Raw genomic sequence first — 17,502 nt, 5'->3', positions numbered from 1 at the left:
TCGTGGCGGCCTCCTTGCCTTTGTGAAACGGATAGTGAGATACCCGAATCATGGCAGGTTGGCCGCTTTTTGTTTACATCAATCCCATCTGCCGCTCGAACGAACCGGCGGACCGCCGGTTACGCCCTTCAAAATTGTGCCCCTGGTTTCCCATCACGGTTTGAACACCGAATTTCTTTGCCGCCTTCTGCAGGGTGCGAGCCTGCCAGAGATCGTGCGTTAGCGGTTTCTGGGTTTGCACAGCGATACCTCGCTCGATTGCGGCGTAGGTCGCCACAAAATGCGTATGATCCGGCGTGCTGACGATAACGAGATCCAGCTCTTGATCGTGAGTATCGAGCATCTTACGAAAGTCCCGGTATCGTTTCGCGTTCGGGAAGGCATCGAAACCAAGTGCTCCCGAGACATCATCTACGTCGGTGATCGCTACCACGTTTTCACGCCGACAATCCCCGAAAGCCGTTTGTGCGATTCCGCCACCGCCAATCATAGCCACATTCAGTTTCGAATTTGCATCAGACGTCTGCCCGATAGCACACCGCGGCCAAGCCAGAGACCCGGCACTTAGCAAGCTCAGCCTCAAGCATTCCCGACGCGACAAGTTTGAATTCAATTGGTTCATGATAATAATCCGGTGATGGTTCTCGTTGATCCTGAATAAGTGCTGCGGAAATATTGGTTGGGGAGGTCACGCCTGTCAGTCTTCACCAGGCTTGTCTCCCAACACGTATTGCAGACCCTCGAGCCAGTGTTGAATCACCAACGGATTGTGGAACGTGGATTTGTTATGCCCGAGAGAGGAATAGAACACGCGTCCTTTCCCGTACTCCTTAAACCAGCTGATGGGATAATCCTTGTCTTCTCGCTTGAGTGGTTTGGTCGGCTTGTCGGAATGGTCGACATCAACGGATAAAAGGACATGCAGTTCGTCTCGCGAGTAGGGCTCTTTCATCTGGTAGATCTCTTCCGCGATCGAGAACCCTTCACCCTTAAAAATATCTTTGCATAGTGCGTGATCGGGCTGCTCAATCCGAATGCTCACCGTCTGGCTCCCTGACCAGGGATGCCCGTCGAAGTAGCCGCCGATCATTTCGCCATAGGCAGGAGATTTTTTGAGCGTATCAGTAGCCGCGTGAATGCCAAGGAAACCGCCGCCGTTTCTGACATATTCGGTCAGGTTCTTGACCAAACGCTGGGCGTTGGCCACTTGAGCTGCCTGCTGCTCCGCCGAGAGTTCGTCGAACAGGTGCCGGGCGATGGGACGGTAAAATACTTCGCCTGTCGTGTTGGCGAAACAGACGGAGTCGAATTGCTTCAGCGCATCCGGTTCGAAATGGGCCAGATCGTCGCTGACTACGGCTGAGTAGGCGCCGGTTTCTTGACCGAGCATCTCCAGAACGACCTTGCCGGTGGGAATGACAAAGCGATGAGGACCGTGGCTTACAGCATAGACCAACAACTTGCGAGGTTTGGCCGGAGAGACGCTCGGTTTGATATCACGAACGACGCTTTTAAATTCCGAGACAACTTGCTGGTCGACTTCATGAACTTGGTTGAACTTGTCGATTACCTGTTGCCTCTGCTGGTCTTTCACCTGATTGGCGTCGCCTTGTGCTTCTGTTTCTTGGGCGGCCAAAATGGGCAACGCCAATCCTAACAACAGCAAGCACTGGAATAAACGCGGGATGCAAATTGTCATTTCTTGAGTCCTTGTGTATTTGATGGTTACGGCTGAGATGCGGTGACAATCGTTGTTGGTGACCCGGGCGGGACTTAAATGGGGTTGCTTCCGGATCGTCAGGCGTACCGCGGATAGATCACCAGCTGCCCATTCTCGAGCGTGGCATAGTGACACCCCTGAGGATCCTTGTACATCACCGACTTCCAAATCAGGATCCTGCTCCTGCTTTGGCCGGGCAGAACACCCTGAAGCACCAACCTTCCATCTTCGTTAATCTTTAGTTCACATTCCAAACGGGGGAATTCGCGGACATCCTCGTCCATCAACCGCTCACCTTCCTTCAGAATCACCTGATCAATGGGATCGGTCTTGGTTACCGCGCTGTGCTGCGAAACATCGCCGTCGGTTGCATCCAACTGCACCCGAAACTCGGCTTCGGCCGAAGGTGTGCACCCTCTTTCAGGTTGGCAAAGCGGACCTCCGGAAAGTCGCCTTCCCGTTGGACCGTTGCCACTTCCTTTTCGACCTCCGCAAGGATGCGGTTCCAGTCCATGAAGTGGGTCCGGGCCATCAATTGCGTTTTGTATTGCGACGAAGCGATCGCGGCGTACGCCTTCGACTCGTCGACCGCATCCTTTAGATGGGCCATGCCTTCGATATCGTTCAGCGTTTCCTGAAGCTCCACATTACCGCCCATCTCTGCCCGCAACGCGGGAAGCGCATCGAGTGCAGGCGCTGCATGTTCATCCAGCCTGTCCGCCACCTGCAGCGGCGTGATGCCTTTCAGTGGTTGTCCGGTGACAATAGCCTTTCCCCATTCTTCCACCGAGTGAATTCCCGTCGCGCCAAAGGTCATGACGTTCCAGTGAAACAGATAGATCTCAATCCCACGATCTTCAGCGTATTGGAATACACGCTGCCAATGATTGATCTTCTCTTCGATGGAGATCTTCTTGACTCGCTGCAGCGTTCCCGGTTTGTCTAAATCCACATCCTGCAATCTGTTTTTGTAGTGAGGCTGCACGATGTCGTCGGCGACGCGATAGACATCGTCCAGCGCCACCTCGGGATACTCTTCCAGCTGGATGATGGAAGGATAGGGATGAGTACTCCACAAGCTCAGCACGTTGTACCGGTAGCGCGCCAAGTCATCGAGATAAGCTTGCCAGAATTCAAAATCCCAAATCGTGTCAATGTTTTTCTGAGCTGCATCGCCTGTATCGTCATACGAAGGCGTGCGAGCATCCCACGGATTGTTAAATTTGATCCCTCGTTTCTTTACGAACGGCGTTCGCTGCTGCTTCTCAACTGGAAGACCAAGCCGGATAAGGTCTGCAACTTCTAGCCCGCCATACATCGCGCCCGTCGCATCCGACCCAACAATCTCTATCTCGGCCGGTCCAAGAGATCGAATTTGAAACGCTTCGGGCGACGAATCATCCGGCTTGACGATCAATGCGACCTGAATGTCTTCTCGGCCAACCTCTTCGAGTGCATCTTCCAATTCCTGGGCCGCGAACTCCAGCGGAGGGGTCTTTGCATCCCAGTGGACCGAACCCGCGGCACGACCTTGCAATGGGGTGCCCAAAACGAATAGCAGCCAGAGAAACGGTCCTGGCATTTTGTTCATTGCGTTTGTCCTATTGGAACGACAACCGCGATACGGTTGATCAAAGCGTGGAGTTACAAGGTGGGGTAGCGATGGTCATCGGTCTTCCAATTGCGACCGGGAATACGGCTCCAACGTCGTCCCTAATGCTCGCGTTACATGCTAATAACGGAATGGCTGGAAAGGTAACGCGCCGTTCGTCAATATTTCCTAAACCGGTCACTTTTCAATTCCGGCACCGCACCCAAAACGCTCGTAACCTCGCGGCCGATCCGTCTTAAAATGGACCTCAACTGGCCTACTCTGGATTGATCTCATTCACCATTCTCAATAACCTTATCGCATGAGAATAAAAGCGAGCATTGAAAAGGTCCCGGGTGGGATGATGGTGATCCCCTTAATCTTGGGAGCCCTGATCAATACATTCTTCCCGCAGGTGCTTCAAATAGGCGGCTTTACGACGGCCATCGCCACAGGTGCGACCGCTATTATTGGCGTCTTTTTGTTCTGCATGGGTGCCGGCATGGATATCAAAGCAGCGCCCCAGGCCATCAAAACCGGGATAGTCATTACATCGGTGAAGTTGGCGGTGGGTGTCGCGATCGGTTTGCTGGTAGCCCACTTTTTCGATGAGAACGGCCTGTGGGGGCTATCCTCACTGGCAATCATTTCATCGATGACCAATACCAACGGCGGGCTCTACGCAGCTCTCACCGGCGAGTTCGGTAGCAAGTCCGAAGTCGGGGCCATCGCCATCATTTCAGTCAACGACGGCCCGTTCTTAACGATGATAGCCTTAGGAACCGCAGGCATTGCCACGATCCCATTCCTTTCACTTCTGGGTGTTGTCTTGCCGATCGCTTTCGGAATGATTGTAGGGAATCTCGATCGTCAACTTCGTGATTTCCTGATGAAGGGTGGCCCCATGTTAATCCCGTTCTTCGCATTTGCGCTGGGGTGTGGGCTCAGCCTAGAGATGCTTCTCAACGCTGGTTTACCGGGGATCCTGCTCGGGGTGGCGACAGTGGGCATTGGAGGATTCTTCAATGTTGTGGCAGATCAATGTACCGGAGGGACCGGTGTGGCTGGCGCGGCAGCATCAAGTACAGCGGGGAATGCGGTGGCAACACCCGCTGCTGTCGCCTTGGTTGATCCAAGTCTGGCGGCGACCGCAGCGCTTGCCACTCCCCAGGTAGCCGCCTCCACCATTACGACAGCCATTTTGGCCCCGCTCTTAACAACCTATATTGCGAAACGCAACAAACGAACAAAGACAGAATCAGACACACCACCTACCGAGAAAGCGTAACCGAGACCCATGAAAATAACAGAATCCATCCACAAGTATGCCAAAGTCGGTCTGGTCCATTTCATGGCCTATCCCTCAACCATAAAAGGGGAAGGACCTTTTGAAGAAACCATTCGCAAAATCGCAGTCGATGACTATTTCGACGCGATTGAAATTTCCTGGATCAAGGATGCAGCCACCCGATCCAGGGTGAAGCGAATACTTGATTCCTCCCACTTGTCCGTCGCCTATGGCGGTCAGCCACGCTTGCTCACAACCGGACAAAACATCAACGACTTGGATCAATCGAAACGTCTCGAAGCGGTCGCCAATCTAAAGGACGGTATCGACGAGGCTTATGAAATGGGAGCGGTCGGCTTCGCCTTTTTGAGCGGAAGGTATACGGAAGAAAAGAAGGAAGAAGCGTATCAGGCATTGGTGGCGTCCACCAAGGAAATCTGCGCGTACGCCGCAACACGGGGAGATATGAAAATTGCCCATGAGGTGTTTGATTACGATATTGACAAGTGCTCACTGATTGGTCCTGTTGACTTGGCAAAACGCTATGCTGAGGAAGTCACCGCTGAATTCGACAATTTCGGCTTGATGGTGGATTTGAGTCACCTACCCATTATGCATGAAACGCCACGCCAATCATTAATCCCTGTAAAGGATTATGTCATTCACGCACACATGGGTAATTGCATGATGCAGGATAAGAACGACCCAGCGTATGGCGATGCACACCCACGCTTTGGATACCCGGGGGGCGAAAACGATGTACCGGAACTCGTGGAATATCTGAAGGTACTATTGGAAATTGGCTATCTGGATCCCGACAATCGACGCTTCTTGAGTTTTGAGGTAAAACCGGTAGGCGATGAAGATCCAGATCTCGTCGTCGCAAATGCAAAACGCGTGCTTAACCTCGCCTGGGCACAATTGTAGTGTTTCAGAACCATGCAACTCCAACACGCCATTCCCTCATTTGTTCATTCGGCTTGAAATCAGGAAACGATCCTAAAGATGAAAATCGTAGTTTTAGACGGCTATACCCTTAATCCCGGCGATTTAAGCTGGGACGGAATCAAGCAACACGGGACGTGTGCCATCCATGATCGCACAAACTTTGCACCCGAAGCCGTGCTTGACGCGATCGGTGACGCTGAGATCGTGTTCACTAATAAAACGCCACTTCCCAAGCAGGTCTTGGAAAACACGCCATCGCTAAGATACGTCGGTGTCTTGGCGACCGGTTACAACGTGGTTGATGTTCAAGCAGCCAGGGCGCGCGGGATTGTGGTTACCAACATTCCAACCTACGGTACCGCGGCGGTAGCTCAGTACACGATGGCGTTATTGCTGGAGATGTGTCATCACGTAGGGGATCATAGCGAAGAGGTGAAGAAAGGAACCTGGACAAAGGGACCCGATTTCTGCTTCTGGAAATACCCCTTGATTGAGCTTGCAGGCAAAACGATGGGAATCATAGGCTTTGGACGTATTGGTCAGGCCACGGCAAAAATTGCCCAAGGTTTTGGTCTGGATATCCTAGCTTGCGATCGTGAATCAAATCCAACACGCGAGTCGGAAACATGCAAGTATGTTTCACTCGATGAATTGTATTCACAATCGGATATTGTTAGCCTGCATTGCCCCTTAGTTGAAGGTACCGAAGGGATCATCAACAAAAGCAGCATCGCAAAAATGAAGAGTGGGGTGATGATCATCAATACCTCACGCGGTCCGCTGGTCGTTGAACAAGATTTGGCTGACGCATTGAATAGCGGTAAAGTGGCCGGAGCAGCCGTCGATGTTGTGTCCAAAGAACCCATCGCAGCAGACAACCCTCTGATAAAAGCGAAGAACTGCATCATTACACCCCACATTGCATGGGCCCCTAAAGAATCTCGCTCACGACTCATGGAAACTGCGGTCAATAACCTAAACGCATTCCTAAGTGGCGCTCCAGTGAACGTGGTGAATGGTTGAGGCATGAACAAAGAAGTTGTAAATACCACCAGGGCCCCTGGTGTCATCGGGCCCTTCAATCAGGGAATTGTTGCCGGAAATATGCTTTTTACTTCCGGCCAGTTACCGATGCACCCTGAAACAGCAGAGGTGCCTGAAGGGATTGAGGCGCAAACCGTGCAGGTATTAGAAAACCTGAAAGCGATTCTTGAAGAAGCGGGCGTGAGTCTCGAGAGTGTCGTGAAAACGAACGTGTATCTTCAATCCATGGATGATTTCTCCGCCATGAATCATATTTATGGAACCTATTTCAAGGACCAAGCCCCTGCAAGAGCTTGTGTTGAAGTTTCAAAAATGGCGAAAAATGCCTTGGTTGAAATCGATGCGATCGCTGTTTTGGACTAGGCGTTTAATGAACTCACTGCTCGATGGCACTTACTATGATTGAGGACTAAAAGTATGCGTATGAAATCCTTGGCCGTTGCGTCAATCCTTACTGCAATCCTGCCTAACCTTCTATTCGCCCAGCACTTGAAGGAGGAACTTTCACCAGCACGGTTCGAGCACGTACGAATCAATGTGGCCGACAAAGAGGCGACAGCGAAATGGTATGTTGACAACGTCGGGCTAGAGATCATTGCCACGAACGATAGCGATGTCGTGTTCGTGGCCGATAAAGATCACAACTTCATGATTGAATTATGCTCGATCCCTGGTTTGAAGAACACCTATTTCGACGTTGATTTGAATTCCTACCACTTGGCTTTTGAGGGGCATAAGACCATCGAGGCAGTGGCCGAGAAAATGCTAAAAAATGGTGCCGAGCAGGTAGGAGACATTTACCGCAATCAGGTCGGTGATTTTGTGCTGAATCTGCGGGATCCCAATGGATTTGCTGCGCAGCTGATTCACCGGGTGGATGCCTTCTTTCCCAAACCAGTTAAGAGCACCATTCGGTTTGAACATTTTGCCTTCAACACCGAGGACCAGAAGATTTCCGCGCTGTGGTTCGTACAGTTTATGGACTTGACCATCCCTTGGTCGAAAGATATCGACGTCGCCCAAAACGACTTTCGTAATTACCGGGTTCCGTATATCGGTGACGTCGATAATCGCATGTCACTTGAACTGTATACCAAGGATATCGACTGCGCCTTGAACAACATGCCGCACGAAGTTGTACACGTAGCATTCACAACCCTTGAACCTCAAAGGCTGGCAAAACGCATGGTTCATGGCGGTGGCAAACAGGTTGGCGAGGCACGCGTGGAAGCGAATGGCGATGTAGTCGTTGACCTTTACGATCCGCGCGGCGTACCGATCCGATTGATCAAGCGAAAAAATAGGATCCTCTAGAAACGGCTCAGGGACGCGGTGTTGGCGTCCAGTTCCGGACGAGCTCCCCCGCGCTGTTGGACAGCTGCAGATTCGAAATGACGGCCGCCCCGGGGCCATCGGTGATGTCGAGACGCAGCTGACGCAAGCGTTCGGAAGTGTCGATCGGGATGCGAACTTTTTGTGATGCTTCACTACCGGTGACGGGGAACCGAACTCGCAGCCCGTTGGGCAAGGCTTTCTGATCATCGATCGTATAGAAGACTTCGCCGCTACCCTGCCAACTGGTTTCCAGTTCAAACGTCAGTTGGTAGGGCCCCGTGGAAATCTCTCTATCCCGACGCAGGTCCATCGCGATGCCAGGATCGTCACCCGTGAACTTCAAATTCAACTTTCCCGGGCCAACAACCAGTTCGGTGTTCTTGCGCGCCCGAATGCCATTGCGAAGCTCCCGGGACGGGTTTCGAGGCTTTGTCGCCGCAGCACCTTGGTTCTTCTTACCCGACCATTTTGTGGGCACAGCCTCCGTATCGCTATAGACTGTCCACTCGCGATTGGACCTTGGGTGCTCCGCCGGCGTCATCTTGGGATTGGCCAAACGCGGGGACTTCAACACATCGAGACTCATCTCCTTCCATTTGTCGACCATCCGCTCAAGACGCTCGGGTTCGGATTCTGCCAAGTTGGTTAGCTCCGTACGATCATTGGCCACATTGTAGAGTTCCCATTGCTGGCCTTTGAAACTAACGAGCTTCCAGTCTCCATCGCGCAGTCCATAGTCGGAAGCGAACTGGAGGTGGATCGGATCGGGGCGAACCAAGTCACCGCCGTCCAAAAGGGGCCGCAGCGAAACGCCCGAAACCGGTCGCAGTTCGCGATCGAGAAACTCCTTGGGGAGGGTCGCGCCCGCTAAATCGGCCAGCGTCGGCATCACGTCGATCAAATGCGTGGGAGTGTCAACAATGACGCCAGGCTGCGTTTTCAAACCCTTGGGCCAATGAACGATACCGGGCGAGCTGATACCGCCCTCGAACTGGTTTTGTTTGTAAAAGCGAAACGGGGCGTTCCGCGCCCATGCCCAACCGGTCGAATCCGCAAGCGACACGTCGCCGTTGGTCGGTTCAACATTTAACAACGGAGCTTTACGGTCGTAGGGGCAAGCGCCGTTGTCGGAGACAAACAGAATCACGGTATTGTCGAGTTCATCATGTTTGCGAAGGTCATCGACCAGTCGACCGACTTCCTGGTCGACACGGTCAATCATCGCAGCCAGTGTTACTATGCGGTTGATCTCATAGTCGCGTTGCCAAGGGACCAATTGATCCCACGCGCGAACGTGTGCGGGACGAGGACTCGCTTTTAGCGATTGCGGCAACAAGCCCAGTGATTTTTGTTTTGCAACTCTCGCGTCACGAATGCTGTCCCAGCCGGCGTCATAACGCCCCTTGTATTTCGCATAATCCTTTGGCAACGCGTGGAGCGGTGCATGAGGGGCATTGAATGCAACGTAAAGATAAAACGGCTTGGACACTTGCCGTGCTTCGCCGAGAAACGTCAAGGCAAAATCAACGTCAGCAACCGTCGTGTAGAAGTCAGATTCGGGAACCTTCCACGGCTGACCGTTGAGACGAAAGGTGTTGTCACCCTTAAAAAAATTGCAGGCCCCGCTCAAATGACCGAAGTAGCGGTCAAAACCGAAATCGGTTGGCTCCTGCTTCAGATGCCACTTGCCGGTCATGGCAGTGAAATACCCCGCCCCGGCGAGCACCTCCGCGGAAGTGACGGCGTGTTGCAATGAGGTGTCGCCCGCTGCAATGCAGTATTGTCCGGTGAGCAGGGACACACGGGACGAATGGCACTTTGCCGTGTTGTAAAACTGCGAAAATCGCATTCCGCCACTTGCCAACGCATCAAGGTTGGGAGTCTCAATTTCACCGCCAAAACAACCGATGTCCGAGTACCCAAGATCATCAACCATGATGACAACCATATTTGGACGGTCGGCAGCAGGCACGTCCAACGAAAGGGAGCAGCCTAAAAGCAGTGCAGAAATGAGAAGTCGTGGGCAATAACACATGATGTCTCTCGGACGCTAAATGTTGGGGAAAAGATTGCGGCTACATTCTATCCGCGAAAGCACCGTCAACGTGGCATCGCGACTTTGCAGCGTTGCGGCAAGCGGAACCATCGTGGTGTCCAGCTCCGTAGCCGCAGCATTGGAAGCGAGCGAGTTTCGCCTCGTCCCCCAGTCGCTACTACGAGTCAAGGGAGTGGATGCCGATTTGAAGACCTACTTGCTCGACCCGCAATCGCTCGCCATGGCGACTGGTTGAACCCATGGCGGGTTGCCAAATCATTTTCCATCAAGTCAAAATGGTCGTAGGACCCAACCGAATCGTCCACGGTCACGAACGTCCTCGCCCAGCCTGACGCAACCACTTTCCCTGCCCCTCCCGGTTTCCCAGTGCCTCCGGATCTTTCAAACTCTCTGCGTACTCCGCAGCTCCGAGTTTCAAATCCGACGGCTTGGTTCCTTCCCTCAACGGTTACCCAACCATGACTCAAAGCTTCACCGCAATGGTCGCGCCCCTTGGATTTGACGCCCAACACACCCTATCGGCCGGCGGCTTGAAGCGACCCTCCGTCCGGTTCGTGATCGGTGTCATCGCTGCTTGCCTGGTGGGCACGGCCTGCGTGGATGCCGCCGATCCGCCTCGGATGAAACGAGCTGACGCTTTCCTGGGAATCCATTTCGACTTCCACGCGGGCGACGACTGCAACCGTGTAGGCGAGCGGACCACGCCCGAGATGGTTGAAAGGGTCATCGACAAGGTCAATCCCGACTACATTCAAATCGACTGCAAAGGCCATCGCGGCTATTCGAGCTATCCAACGATGGTGGGCAACCCGGCACCCGGATTCGTTGGCGATCCGCTACAGATCTGGCGAGACGTGACACGCAAGCGGGGCATTGCGTTATTCATGCACTACTCAGGAGTCTGGGACGACAAGGCGGTGGCCGACCATCCCGAATGGGCAGCGATCGACGGAGCCGGCAAACCCAACAACCGGGCCACCTCTGTGTTTGGGCCGTACGTCGATACGCTGATGATCCCTCAACTCCGCGAGCTGGCGGGTAAGTATGGCGTCGACGGTGTCTGGGTCGACGGCGACTGTTGGGGCACCATGGCTGACTATGGTGAGACGGCTACTCGCATGTTTCGCGAACAAACCGGTGTCGAGGTCATACCGCGGAAGGCGGGCGCCCCCTACTGGAACGAGTGGATGGATTTCCATCGCGACGGTTTCCGCCGCTACGTGAGACATTACGTCGACGAATTGAAAGCGTCCCATCCGGACTTTCAGGTGATCAGCAACTGGGCGTTCAGCGACCACATGCCTGAAGCTGTCTCGGCCGACGTCGCGGGTCTTTCGGGCGACTTCTCGCCAGACGACAGTGTGAACTCGGCTCGTTTTGCCGGCAGGTGTCTGGAAGACCAGGGGGTGCCGTGGGATTTGATGTCTTGGTCGTTCAGCCGCGAGACGCGGAAGCAGAAGCCGGCTGTACAACTCATGCAGGAAGCTGCCCAAGTGCTCGCGCTCGGCGGCGGTTACCAAGCCTATTTCAAACAGGACCGCGACGGAGCCGTTCGCGATCCGGCCGAGATGGATGTGATGGCTGAGGTCGCGCGTTTCTGCCGTGACCGACAACCCTACTGTCACCGATCGGTTGCTGTACCGCAGATGGCTCTGCTCTACTCAACCGCCGGCCACTATCGCGAATCACCGCGTCTATTCCATTGGAACGGAGCCAATGGTGTTCGGGTATTGCGGAGCGCGCTGACCGAGATGCTTCAAAACCAATACGGCGTACAAATCCTCAGCGAGCACCAGCTCAAAGGGAAAACGTCCGAGTGGCCGGTGATCGTTGTGCCGGGTTGGGAATACCTTGAACCCGACTTCCGCGACGAACTGGCTTCGTACGCAAAATCGGGCGGCACGTTGCTGCTAATCGGGCCAGGCCCGGCGAAGCTATTCGAGCCCGAGGCGACCGCAGGGACCGACTTCTCGATTGTTTCGGTCGATCAGGTCGACGGCGCATTTCCGACCGCTCTCAAGCAAGTGCTCCCCGAACCATTGGTTGAAGTGATCGGAGCGAAGGATGTCGATGTCAGCCCACGCATGCTCGGCAACAAGCTGACCCTTCACCTCGTGAACACGTCCGGCCCCCACGCCACCCCGCCGGACGGAGGAATCAACGAGGTCAAACCTGTCGGTCCGCTGAAGGTCTCCATCCGTCTGAGCCAGGCTCCGAAGTCGATCACAATGCAACCGGAAGGAAAGCCATTGGAGGTCACGTGGGCCGCGGGTCAGGCAACGATTTCCTTGCCGAAGTTGGAACTGTATTCGATCCTGGTCGTCGAGCGATAAATCGAAGAACGCATTCGTCAGCGCGTTGGACTATATTGAGAAGCTGTACCGTTGGAAAAACACATCATGGAAATTGGAATGCTTAGACAACTGCTCGCATTGTCATTGACGATTTGTTCGATCAATTCATTGGTTGCCGACGAACAGGAATCGGATTCGCCCGGCAAACGTCCCAACATCCTTTGGCTTTCCTGCGAAGACATTAGTCCCCATCTCGGATGCTACGGCGACAAGGATGCGATCACACCCAATATCGACGGACTAGCCAAGCAAGGGGTTCGATACTCCAACGTCTTTACGACGGCCGGTGTTTGTGCTCCGTGTCGCTCCGCGATCATCACGGGAATCTACCAATCGACGCTTGGAACGCATCACATGCGATGCAACGCAGAGCTTCCTGATTTCGTGAAGCCCTTTTCAACCTACATGCGACAGGCGGGTTATTACTGCACGAACAACAGCAAACAGGACTATCAGTTCAAAACGCCCCGGGATGCTTGGGATGAGTCCAGCGGTAAAGCACATTGGAAGAACCGCCAAGACGAAACGCAACCTTTTTTTGCGGTCTTCAATTTCACCGGTTGTCATGAAAGTGGAATTGAGAATGAGGCCAAGTACAAACAAGTCACCAAGGACCTGACCAGCGAACAACGACAGGATCCCAACCAACTCACGTTGCCGCCGTACTATCCCGATACCCCGGTTGTCCGTGAGGACTGGAAGCGGAACTACGAACTGATCACTGCCATGGATCTCTGGGCAGGTGAACGGATTCAGGAACTCAAAGACCAGGGTGTCTACGAAGACACGATCATTATGTATTGGTCCGACCACGGCGTCGGCCTGCCCCGCGCTAAACGTTGGCTGTACGATTCGGGAACGCGAATTCCGCTGGTGGTTCGAATTCCAGACTCATTTCGGCTCGCCAACCAAGGCCAACCCACAACGGTCGACGATCAATTGATCAGCAGTCTCGATTTTGCTCCTACGGTTTTGAACCTCGCGGGGATCAGGCTGCCAGAATATTTCCAGGGCCGCGCTTTCCTGGGCCAAGACCTCACCAAACCACGCGACTACGTCTACGGCGCACGAGATCGAATGGACGAGCGTTACGATATCATTCGCGCCGTTCGCGACAATCGTTTTCGCTACATTCGAAACTACGAGCCGTTCAAACCGTATTACCAATACATGAACACCCCCGAAAAAGGGGCGACGATGAAAGAGCTGCGTCGTGTTCATGCGGAGGGTGAGCTTCCAGAGCCCGCCGCGCTGTTCATGGCGAATAACAAGCCAGCGGAGGAACTGTATGATCTCCAATCCGACCCGCACGAAATCCACAACCTGGCCGCAGACGAAACCTATAAGGAAGTTCTTGATCGGATGCGTGAGGTGCACTTGAACTGGGTGGTTGAGACCCGCGATATTGGCTTGATCCCCGAATCCGAAATCCAGCGTCGCGAGAAGACGACCAGCGCCCGCTACAACATTCTCCTGAATGCCGATCCTGAACTAATCGAGCGAATCCGTAACGTCGCCAACCTAGCGGTCGGTGGAACAGAGAACTTCCCCAAACTCGTCGCCGCTCTCGACGATGAGGATTCCGTGGTCCGTTATTGGGCAGCAATCGGAATCGGGAATTTATCCAACGTCGCCTCGTCAGCGAAGCCAAGACTTGAATCGGCGATTCAAGACGAAGCCCCCTGCGTTCGGATCGCAGCAGCTCGTGCCTTGTTGAAGTTGCAGTCGCCAGAGTTGGCATTGCCAGTCCTTCAACAAGAGCTGCAAAGCGAGCACGAATGGGGACGACTGCGAGCTGCAATTGTCTTGGGCGAAGCAGGAGAAATGGCCCGACCGTTGATTCCGGAGATGAAAGCCTGCTTGAAAGACCAGCCCAACAAGTACATCACGCGAGTCGCCAATCGAACGTTAAATGTTTTGTTGGGTACCGACAACGTGGTCAACTGACCGACGCGACCCGTCCATTGGCGCTCCACACTTTGATGCGTTCAGTCACTCGGGTCTTCGACCTTAGCCAGGTAAACTGCATGTCTCCTGGTCCGCAAGAAATTTAGAAACAACGAGATTCTTCATGAAACGATTCCTCGCTTCACTACTGGTGACGTTCAGTCTGCTCGGTTCGGGCATGGCTGCCGAACGCCCGAACATCGTGTTCATTTTCTCCGATGATCACGCGCCTCATGCCATTGGCGCGTACGACGGATGGCTGAAATCGGTTGACCCAACACCGAACATTGACAAGTTGGCAGCGCAAGGCATGCTGTTCCAAAACAGCTTTTGCACGAATTCGATTTGTGGCCCCAGCCGCGCCGTCATCATGACGGGCAAACACAGCCACAAAAACGGGTTCATGAACAACGGCAATTCATTCGACTGGAACCAACAAACATTTCCAAAACTTCTGCAGAAGGCCGGCTACACAACGGCCCTCTATGGTAAGTCGCACCTGAAGGGAACGCCGCAGGGATTTGATGATTGGAAAGTCCTACCCGGGCAGGGGCTGTACTACAACCCCGACATGATCACGCCCGAAGGTCAAATGCGGATTGAAGGCCACTGCACGGACATCGTCACCGACCTTGCCGTCAAGTGGCTGCAAGAAGGCCGCGACGCAGAGAAACCGTTCATGCTGATGGTCCAGCACAAAGCCCCCCATCGCAACTGGATGCCAGCCCCGCGTCACTTGCACCTGTACGACGACATCGAGATCCCAGAACCGAATACGCTCTTCGACCGCTGGTGGGACAATGAAAAACCGGCTCGCTATCAGGAACTTGAAATCGATCGCCATATGCACCTGAACTTCGATCTCTTCGTCGATCTGGTCAAGGATTTTGACGGCAAATCGATCAAGGGAAGAGTCGATAAATCAGCATGGATGAACATGCAACGCATGTCACCGGAACAACTTGAAGTCTGGCGAGACGCCTATGCTCCCAAAGACAAGGACTTCCATGCGCAGAATCTCAGCTGCGACGATTTGGTCCGTTGGAAATTCCAACGCTACGCTAAGAACTACCTGCGTTGCATCAAGGGCGTGGACGAAAGCGTCGGCACCCTCATGGACACCTTGAAGGACATTGGGGTCGATAACAACACGATCGTGATCTACTCTTCGGATCAAGGTTTTTATGTCGGCGACCACGGTTGGTTCGACAAACGTTGGATGTATGAAGAGTCGCTCAAGATGCCGTTAATCGTCAAATGGCCCGGCGTCACAAAAGCGGGATCGAAGTCAGAACGAATGGTCCAAAACCTGGACTATGGCGAAACCTTTCTCGACGTGGCAGGTGCCAAGATCCCTGACGACATGCAGGGCCGTTCGCTGGTCCCGCTCCTTAAGGGAGAGCAACCTGCCGATTGGCGAAAGAGCATCTATTACCATTATTACGAATACCCAAGTGTGCACATGGTGCCACGACACTATGGAGTCCGCACCGAAACACATAAGCTGATGAAGTTCTACCAATTCGGCGAAGAGTGGGAGTTCTACGACCTGGAAAACGACCCAGATGAACTGACGAATCAGTACAACAACCCGGCCTATGCCGATAAAATTGCCGAAGTCCGTGCTGAACTGGATCGCATTCGTGAGCATTACGAGGACGACAGCGATGTAGCGGAAAAACCGAAAGCATGGCAAGAAACCATGCGCACGCCGGCGCTTTGACAAGCCCAACGGAAGCACGGTCCACGTCTTGCTGCTCGGCGATTTCCCGTCAAGCGTTTAACAGGAACCGCACCGATGCCGAGTGTCGCTTTGCGCCGAGTCTGAGTTCATGGCCCTGCTTGATCGAAGCCAATCGGACGCTTGCCCTCGTAGCGAATGTTCTGGACGGTGCCGGAATCGAGACTGCGCCTTCCGCCTTCCAAAATCGCCGTCACCCATACGGTATCCTGTGCCAGCGCCAAGCATTGAGAAAAATCGCTGGGCACCGCGCCGGCTTTGCGCATGTTACAAACCGCATCGACAAACGCTTCGATACTCAAGTAGCCATAGCCCGACTGACCCGCGAACTCACCTGCCGCATTGGGCGTGTACTTCATGAACAACGGATTTGACGAAGCGTAGCCTCGCTTGTCTGTCGACAGCGTATATCCTCGATGAGCTTGATCAATGGTGACCTCACCCTGGTGTCCCATGTAAAAAAAACGTTGTTGAGAATGCACGTCGCTTGGGGGGGCGACCCACGACGCGACGTAATGGGCGGTTCCAAGATTTCCCGTCGCTACATTCTCCCAAACGACGTTGAGCGCAATGGTGTCTTCGGTATCCATTTGCAAGCCCTTCGCGATTCCTGTTGCCGCAGTGGCGTAAACCGAACGAGGCAAAGCATCGGGGACGATACACCAGGCGTGATAATCGATATGATGAGCGTTCAAGTAATAGCTGATGTCACTTGACTTTCCAGCCCACGAACGAAACGTCCCCAACTGTGTTTTGGGTTGGCTCATGTACGACATGAAATGGCTAAATTCTCCCAGCGATCGAATCCTGTCACGGGCATCACGATAGATCGGATCCCAACGCTTGTGGACCTCTAACGCGACCACAACGTTGTTGGCTTCCGCCGCGACAATCAGTTGCAGGTGTTCGGAAAGCAATTTGACCAGCGGCTTGGCGATCAACACGTGCAGTCCCCGGTTGACCGCTTCGATCGCAATCGGAAAATGCAAATCATCGGGTGTAAAGAGGGTCACAAAATCACCAGGCGATAACGTATCCATCGCCGCCAAATAGGCCGCGGGATCACACTCAACATGATCGGCCGGAAAAGTCAAAACGTCGACATTCATGTCTCGGTAAGTGGTCTCGATCGCGTCATGCAAATGCTGTCTCAGGCCAGGGAACTTGGTTCCGTTGGTGCCAACCATGGCCAAGTCCCCAACTCGACCTCGCCGTCGCAAGTCAAACAAGGAAAGCGCCACGACGCCGGCACTCTTGTCGGACCGGCTCGCGGCTCCGCCTACAAAACCAGTGGTGTATTCACCGGTGCCGATCATCAATCCATTGGGAGGTGTCATCATTTGTTCCTTGTGGCGTCTGTCAGTATTTGCAAATAGCTAGCTGCAGGTATTTCATGAGCATAACCGGCGGCTAGCGCCTTGCCGCTCACAAAGTCTCGCTGTCCAGCTCGATCCGCTTGATTCCAGATCCATTGCTTT

The 17,502-nt window shown here is 53.8% G+C and carries 15 protein-coding genes; 9 read left to right on the top strand and 6 right to left on the bottom strand.

Annotated elements, in window-relative coordinates:
* Window positions 1-73: 73 nt before the first annotated feature.
* The 4 genes from Poly41_RS30240 to Poly41_RS30225 form a co-directional block, all read right to left on the bottom strand.
* The gene (locus Poly41_RS30240; RefSeq protein ID WP_231616079.1) at window positions 74-490 is read right to left on the bottom strand and encodes a Gfo/Idh/MocA family protein; all 417 of its coding nucleotides are present in this window, start codon (window positions 488-490) and stop codon (window positions 74-76) included.
* A gap of 207 nt (window positions 491-697) precedes the next feature.
* On the bottom strand, window positions 698-1,699 hold the full coding sequence (locus Poly41_RS30235) for a ThuA domain-containing protein (protein ID WP_146531095.1): 1,002 nt from the start codon (window positions 1,697-1,699) through the stop codon (window positions 698-700).
* A 98-nt stretch (window positions 1,700-1,797) separates the two neighbouring features.
* Entirely contained in the window at window positions 1,798-2,103 is a 306-nt protein-coding gene (locus Poly41_RS30230) for a hypothetical protein (RefSeq protein ID WP_146531094.1), read from the bottom strand.
* The gene (locus Poly41_RS30225; protein WP_146531093.1) at window positions 2,055-3,311 is read right to left on the bottom strand and encodes a hypothetical protein; all 1,257 of its coding nucleotides are present in this window, start codon (window positions 3,309-3,311) and stop codon (window positions 2,055-2,057) included. The genes Poly41_RS30230 and Poly41_RS30225 overlap by 49 nt, the downstream gene beginning before the upstream one ends.
* A gap of 322 nt (window positions 3,312-3,633) precedes the next feature.
* Here Poly41_RS30225 and Poly41_RS30220 point away from each other — a divergent pair, with 322 nt between their 5' ends.
* The 5 genes from Poly41_RS30220 to Poly41_RS30200 all read left to right on the top strand — a co-directional run bounded on the left by Poly41_RS30220 (window position 3,634) and on the right by Poly41_RS30200 (window position 7,905).
* The gene (locus tag Poly41_RS30220; protein ID WP_146531092.1) at window positions 3,634-4,599 is read left to right on the top strand and encodes a 2-keto-3-deoxygluconate permease; all 966 of its coding nucleotides are present in this window, start codon (window positions 3,634-3,636) and stop codon (window positions 4,597-4,599) included.
* Window positions 4,600-4,608: 9 nt separating this feature from the next.
* A complete protein-coding gene (locus Poly41_RS30215) occupies window positions 4,609-5,526 on the top strand; it encodes a sugar phosphate isomerase/epimerase family protein (protein ID WP_197231845.1) in 918 nt (305 codons plus the stop codon).
* Window positions 5,527-5,604: 78 nt separating this feature from the next.
* On the top strand, window positions 5,605-6,570 hold the full coding sequence (locus Poly41_RS30210) for a D-2-hydroxyacid dehydrogenase (RefSeq protein ID WP_146531091.1): 966 nt from the start codon (window positions 5,605-5,607) through the stop codon (window positions 6,568-6,570).
* Between the two features lie 3 nt (window positions 6,571-6,573).
* Complete coding sequence (locus Poly41_RS30205) at window positions 6,574-6,954, top strand: RidA family protein (RefSeq protein WP_146531090.1); 381 nt, start codon at window positions 6,574-6,576, stop codon at window positions 6,952-6,954.
* Between the two features lie 54 nt (window positions 6,955-7,008).
* Window positions 7,009-7,905, top strand: a complete 897-nt coding sequence (locus Poly41_RS30200; protein WP_146531089.1) for a VOC family protein — start codon at window positions 7,009-7,011, stop codon at window positions 7,903-7,905.
* 7 nt (window positions 7,906-7,912) lie between these two features.
* On the opposite strand, the gene Poly41_RS30195 is transcribed toward Poly41_RS30200, so the two are convergent.
* Complete coding sequence (locus Poly41_RS30195; RefSeq protein ID WP_261344927.1) at window positions 7,913-9,874, bottom strand: arylsulfatase; 1,962 nt, start codon at window positions 9,872-9,874, stop codon at window positions 7,913-7,915.
* 106 nt (window positions 9,875-9,980) lie between these two features.
* Between Poly41_RS30195 and Poly41_RS35480 the strand changes: the two genes are divergently transcribed.
* The 4 genes from Poly41_RS35480 (at window position 9,981) to Poly41_RS30175 (ending at window position 16,006) form a co-directional block, all read left to right on the top strand.
* On the top strand, window positions 9,981-10,217 hold the full coding sequence (locus tag Poly41_RS35480) for an adenylate/guanylate cyclase domain-containing protein (RefSeq protein ID WP_146531087.1): 237 nt from the start codon (window positions 9,981-9,983) through the stop codon (window positions 10,215-10,217).
* A 223-nt stretch (window positions 10,218-10,440) separates the two neighbouring features.
* Window positions 10,441-12,315: an alpha-L-fucosidase gene (locus tag Poly41_RS30185; protein ID WP_146531086.1), complete on the top strand. Its 1,875-nt coding sequence runs from the start codon at window positions 10,441-10,443 to the stop codon at window positions 12,313-12,315.
* Window positions 12,316-12,393: 78 nt separating this feature from the next.
* Window positions 12,394-14,283, top strand: coding sequence for a sulfatase-like hydrolase/transferase (locus Poly41_RS30180; protein WP_231616075.1), 1,890 nt, complete (start codon window positions 12,394-12,396; stop codon window positions 14,281-14,283).
* A 124-nt stretch (window positions 14,284-14,407) separates the two neighbouring features.
* Complete coding sequence (locus Poly41_RS30175) at window positions 14,408-16,006, top strand: sulfatase family protein (protein WP_146531085.1); 1,599 nt, start codon at window positions 14,408-14,410, stop codon at window positions 16,004-16,006.
* A gap of 107 nt (window positions 16,007-16,113) precedes the next feature.
* Here the strand turns inward: Poly41_RS30175 and Poly41_RS30170 are convergent, their stop codons facing one another.
* Window positions 16,114-17,364: a Gfo/Idh/MocA family protein gene (locus tag Poly41_RS30170; protein ID WP_231616074.1), complete on the bottom strand. Its 1,251-nt coding sequence runs from the start codon at window positions 17,362-17,364 to the stop codon at window positions 16,114-16,116.
* Window positions 17,365-17,502 lie beyond the last annotated feature (138 nt).

The organism is Novipirellula artificiosorum (assembly GCF_007860135.1).
GTDB lineage: Bacteria > Planctomycetota > Planctomycetia > Pirellulales > Pirellulaceae > Novipirellula_A > Novipirellula_A artificiosorum.
This window is presented reverse-complemented; position numbering and strand designations above follow the sequence as displayed.

Coding starts and splice junctions, on each gene's coding strand:
- Poly41_RS30240 (WP_231616079.1), bottom strand. CDS start 490: ATGATTGGCGGTGGCGGAATCGCACAAACGGCTTTCGGGGATTGTCGG.
- Poly41_RS30235 (WP_146531095.1), bottom strand. CDS start 1,699: ATGACAATTTGCATCCCGCGTTTATTCCAGTGCTTGCTGTTGTTAGGA.
- Poly41_RS30225 (WP_146531093.1), bottom strand. CDS start 3,311: ATGAACAAAATGCCAGGACCGTTTCTCTGGCTGCTATTCGTTTTGGGC.
- Poly41_RS30220 (WP_146531092.1), top strand. CDS start 3,634: ATGAGAATAAAAGCGAGCATTGAAAAGGTCCCGGGTGGGATGATGGTG.
- Poly41_RS30215 (WP_197231845.1), top strand. CDS start 4,609: ATGAAAATAACAGAATCCATCCACAAGTATGCCAAAGTCGGTCTGGTC.
- Poly41_RS30210 (WP_146531091.1), top strand. CDS start 5,605: ATGAAAATCGTAGTTTTAGACGGCTATACCCTTAATCCCGGCGATTTA.
- Poly41_RS30205 (WP_146531090.1), top strand. CDS start 6,574: ATGAACAAAGAAGTTGTAAATACCACCAGGGCCCCTGGTGTCATCGGG.
- Poly41_RS30200 (WP_146531089.1), top strand. CDS start 7,009: ATGCGTATGAAATCCTTGGCCGTTGCGTCAATCCTTACTGCAATCCTG.
- Poly41_RS30195 (WP_261344927.1), bottom strand. CDS start 9,874: ATGGTTGTCATCATGGTTGATGATCTTGGGTACTCGGACATCGGTTGT.
- Poly41_RS35480 (WP_146531087.1), top strand. CDS start 9,981: ATGTTGGGGAAAAGATTGCGGCTACATTCTATCCGCGAAAGCACCGTC.
- Poly41_RS30185 (WP_146531086.1), top strand. CDS start 10,441: ATGACTCAAAGCTTCACCGCAATGGTCGCGCCCCTTGGATTTGACGCC.
- Poly41_RS30180 (WP_231616075.1), top strand. CDS start 12,394: ATGCTTAGACAACTGCTCGCATTGTCATTGACGATTTGTTCGATCAAT.
- Poly41_RS30175 (WP_146531085.1), top strand. CDS start 14,408: ATGAAACGATTCCTCGCTTCACTACTGGTGACGTTCAGTCTGCTCGGT.
- Poly41_RS30170 (WP_231616074.1), bottom strand. CDS start 17,364: ATGATGACACCTCCCAATGGATTGATGATCGGCACCGGTGAATACACC.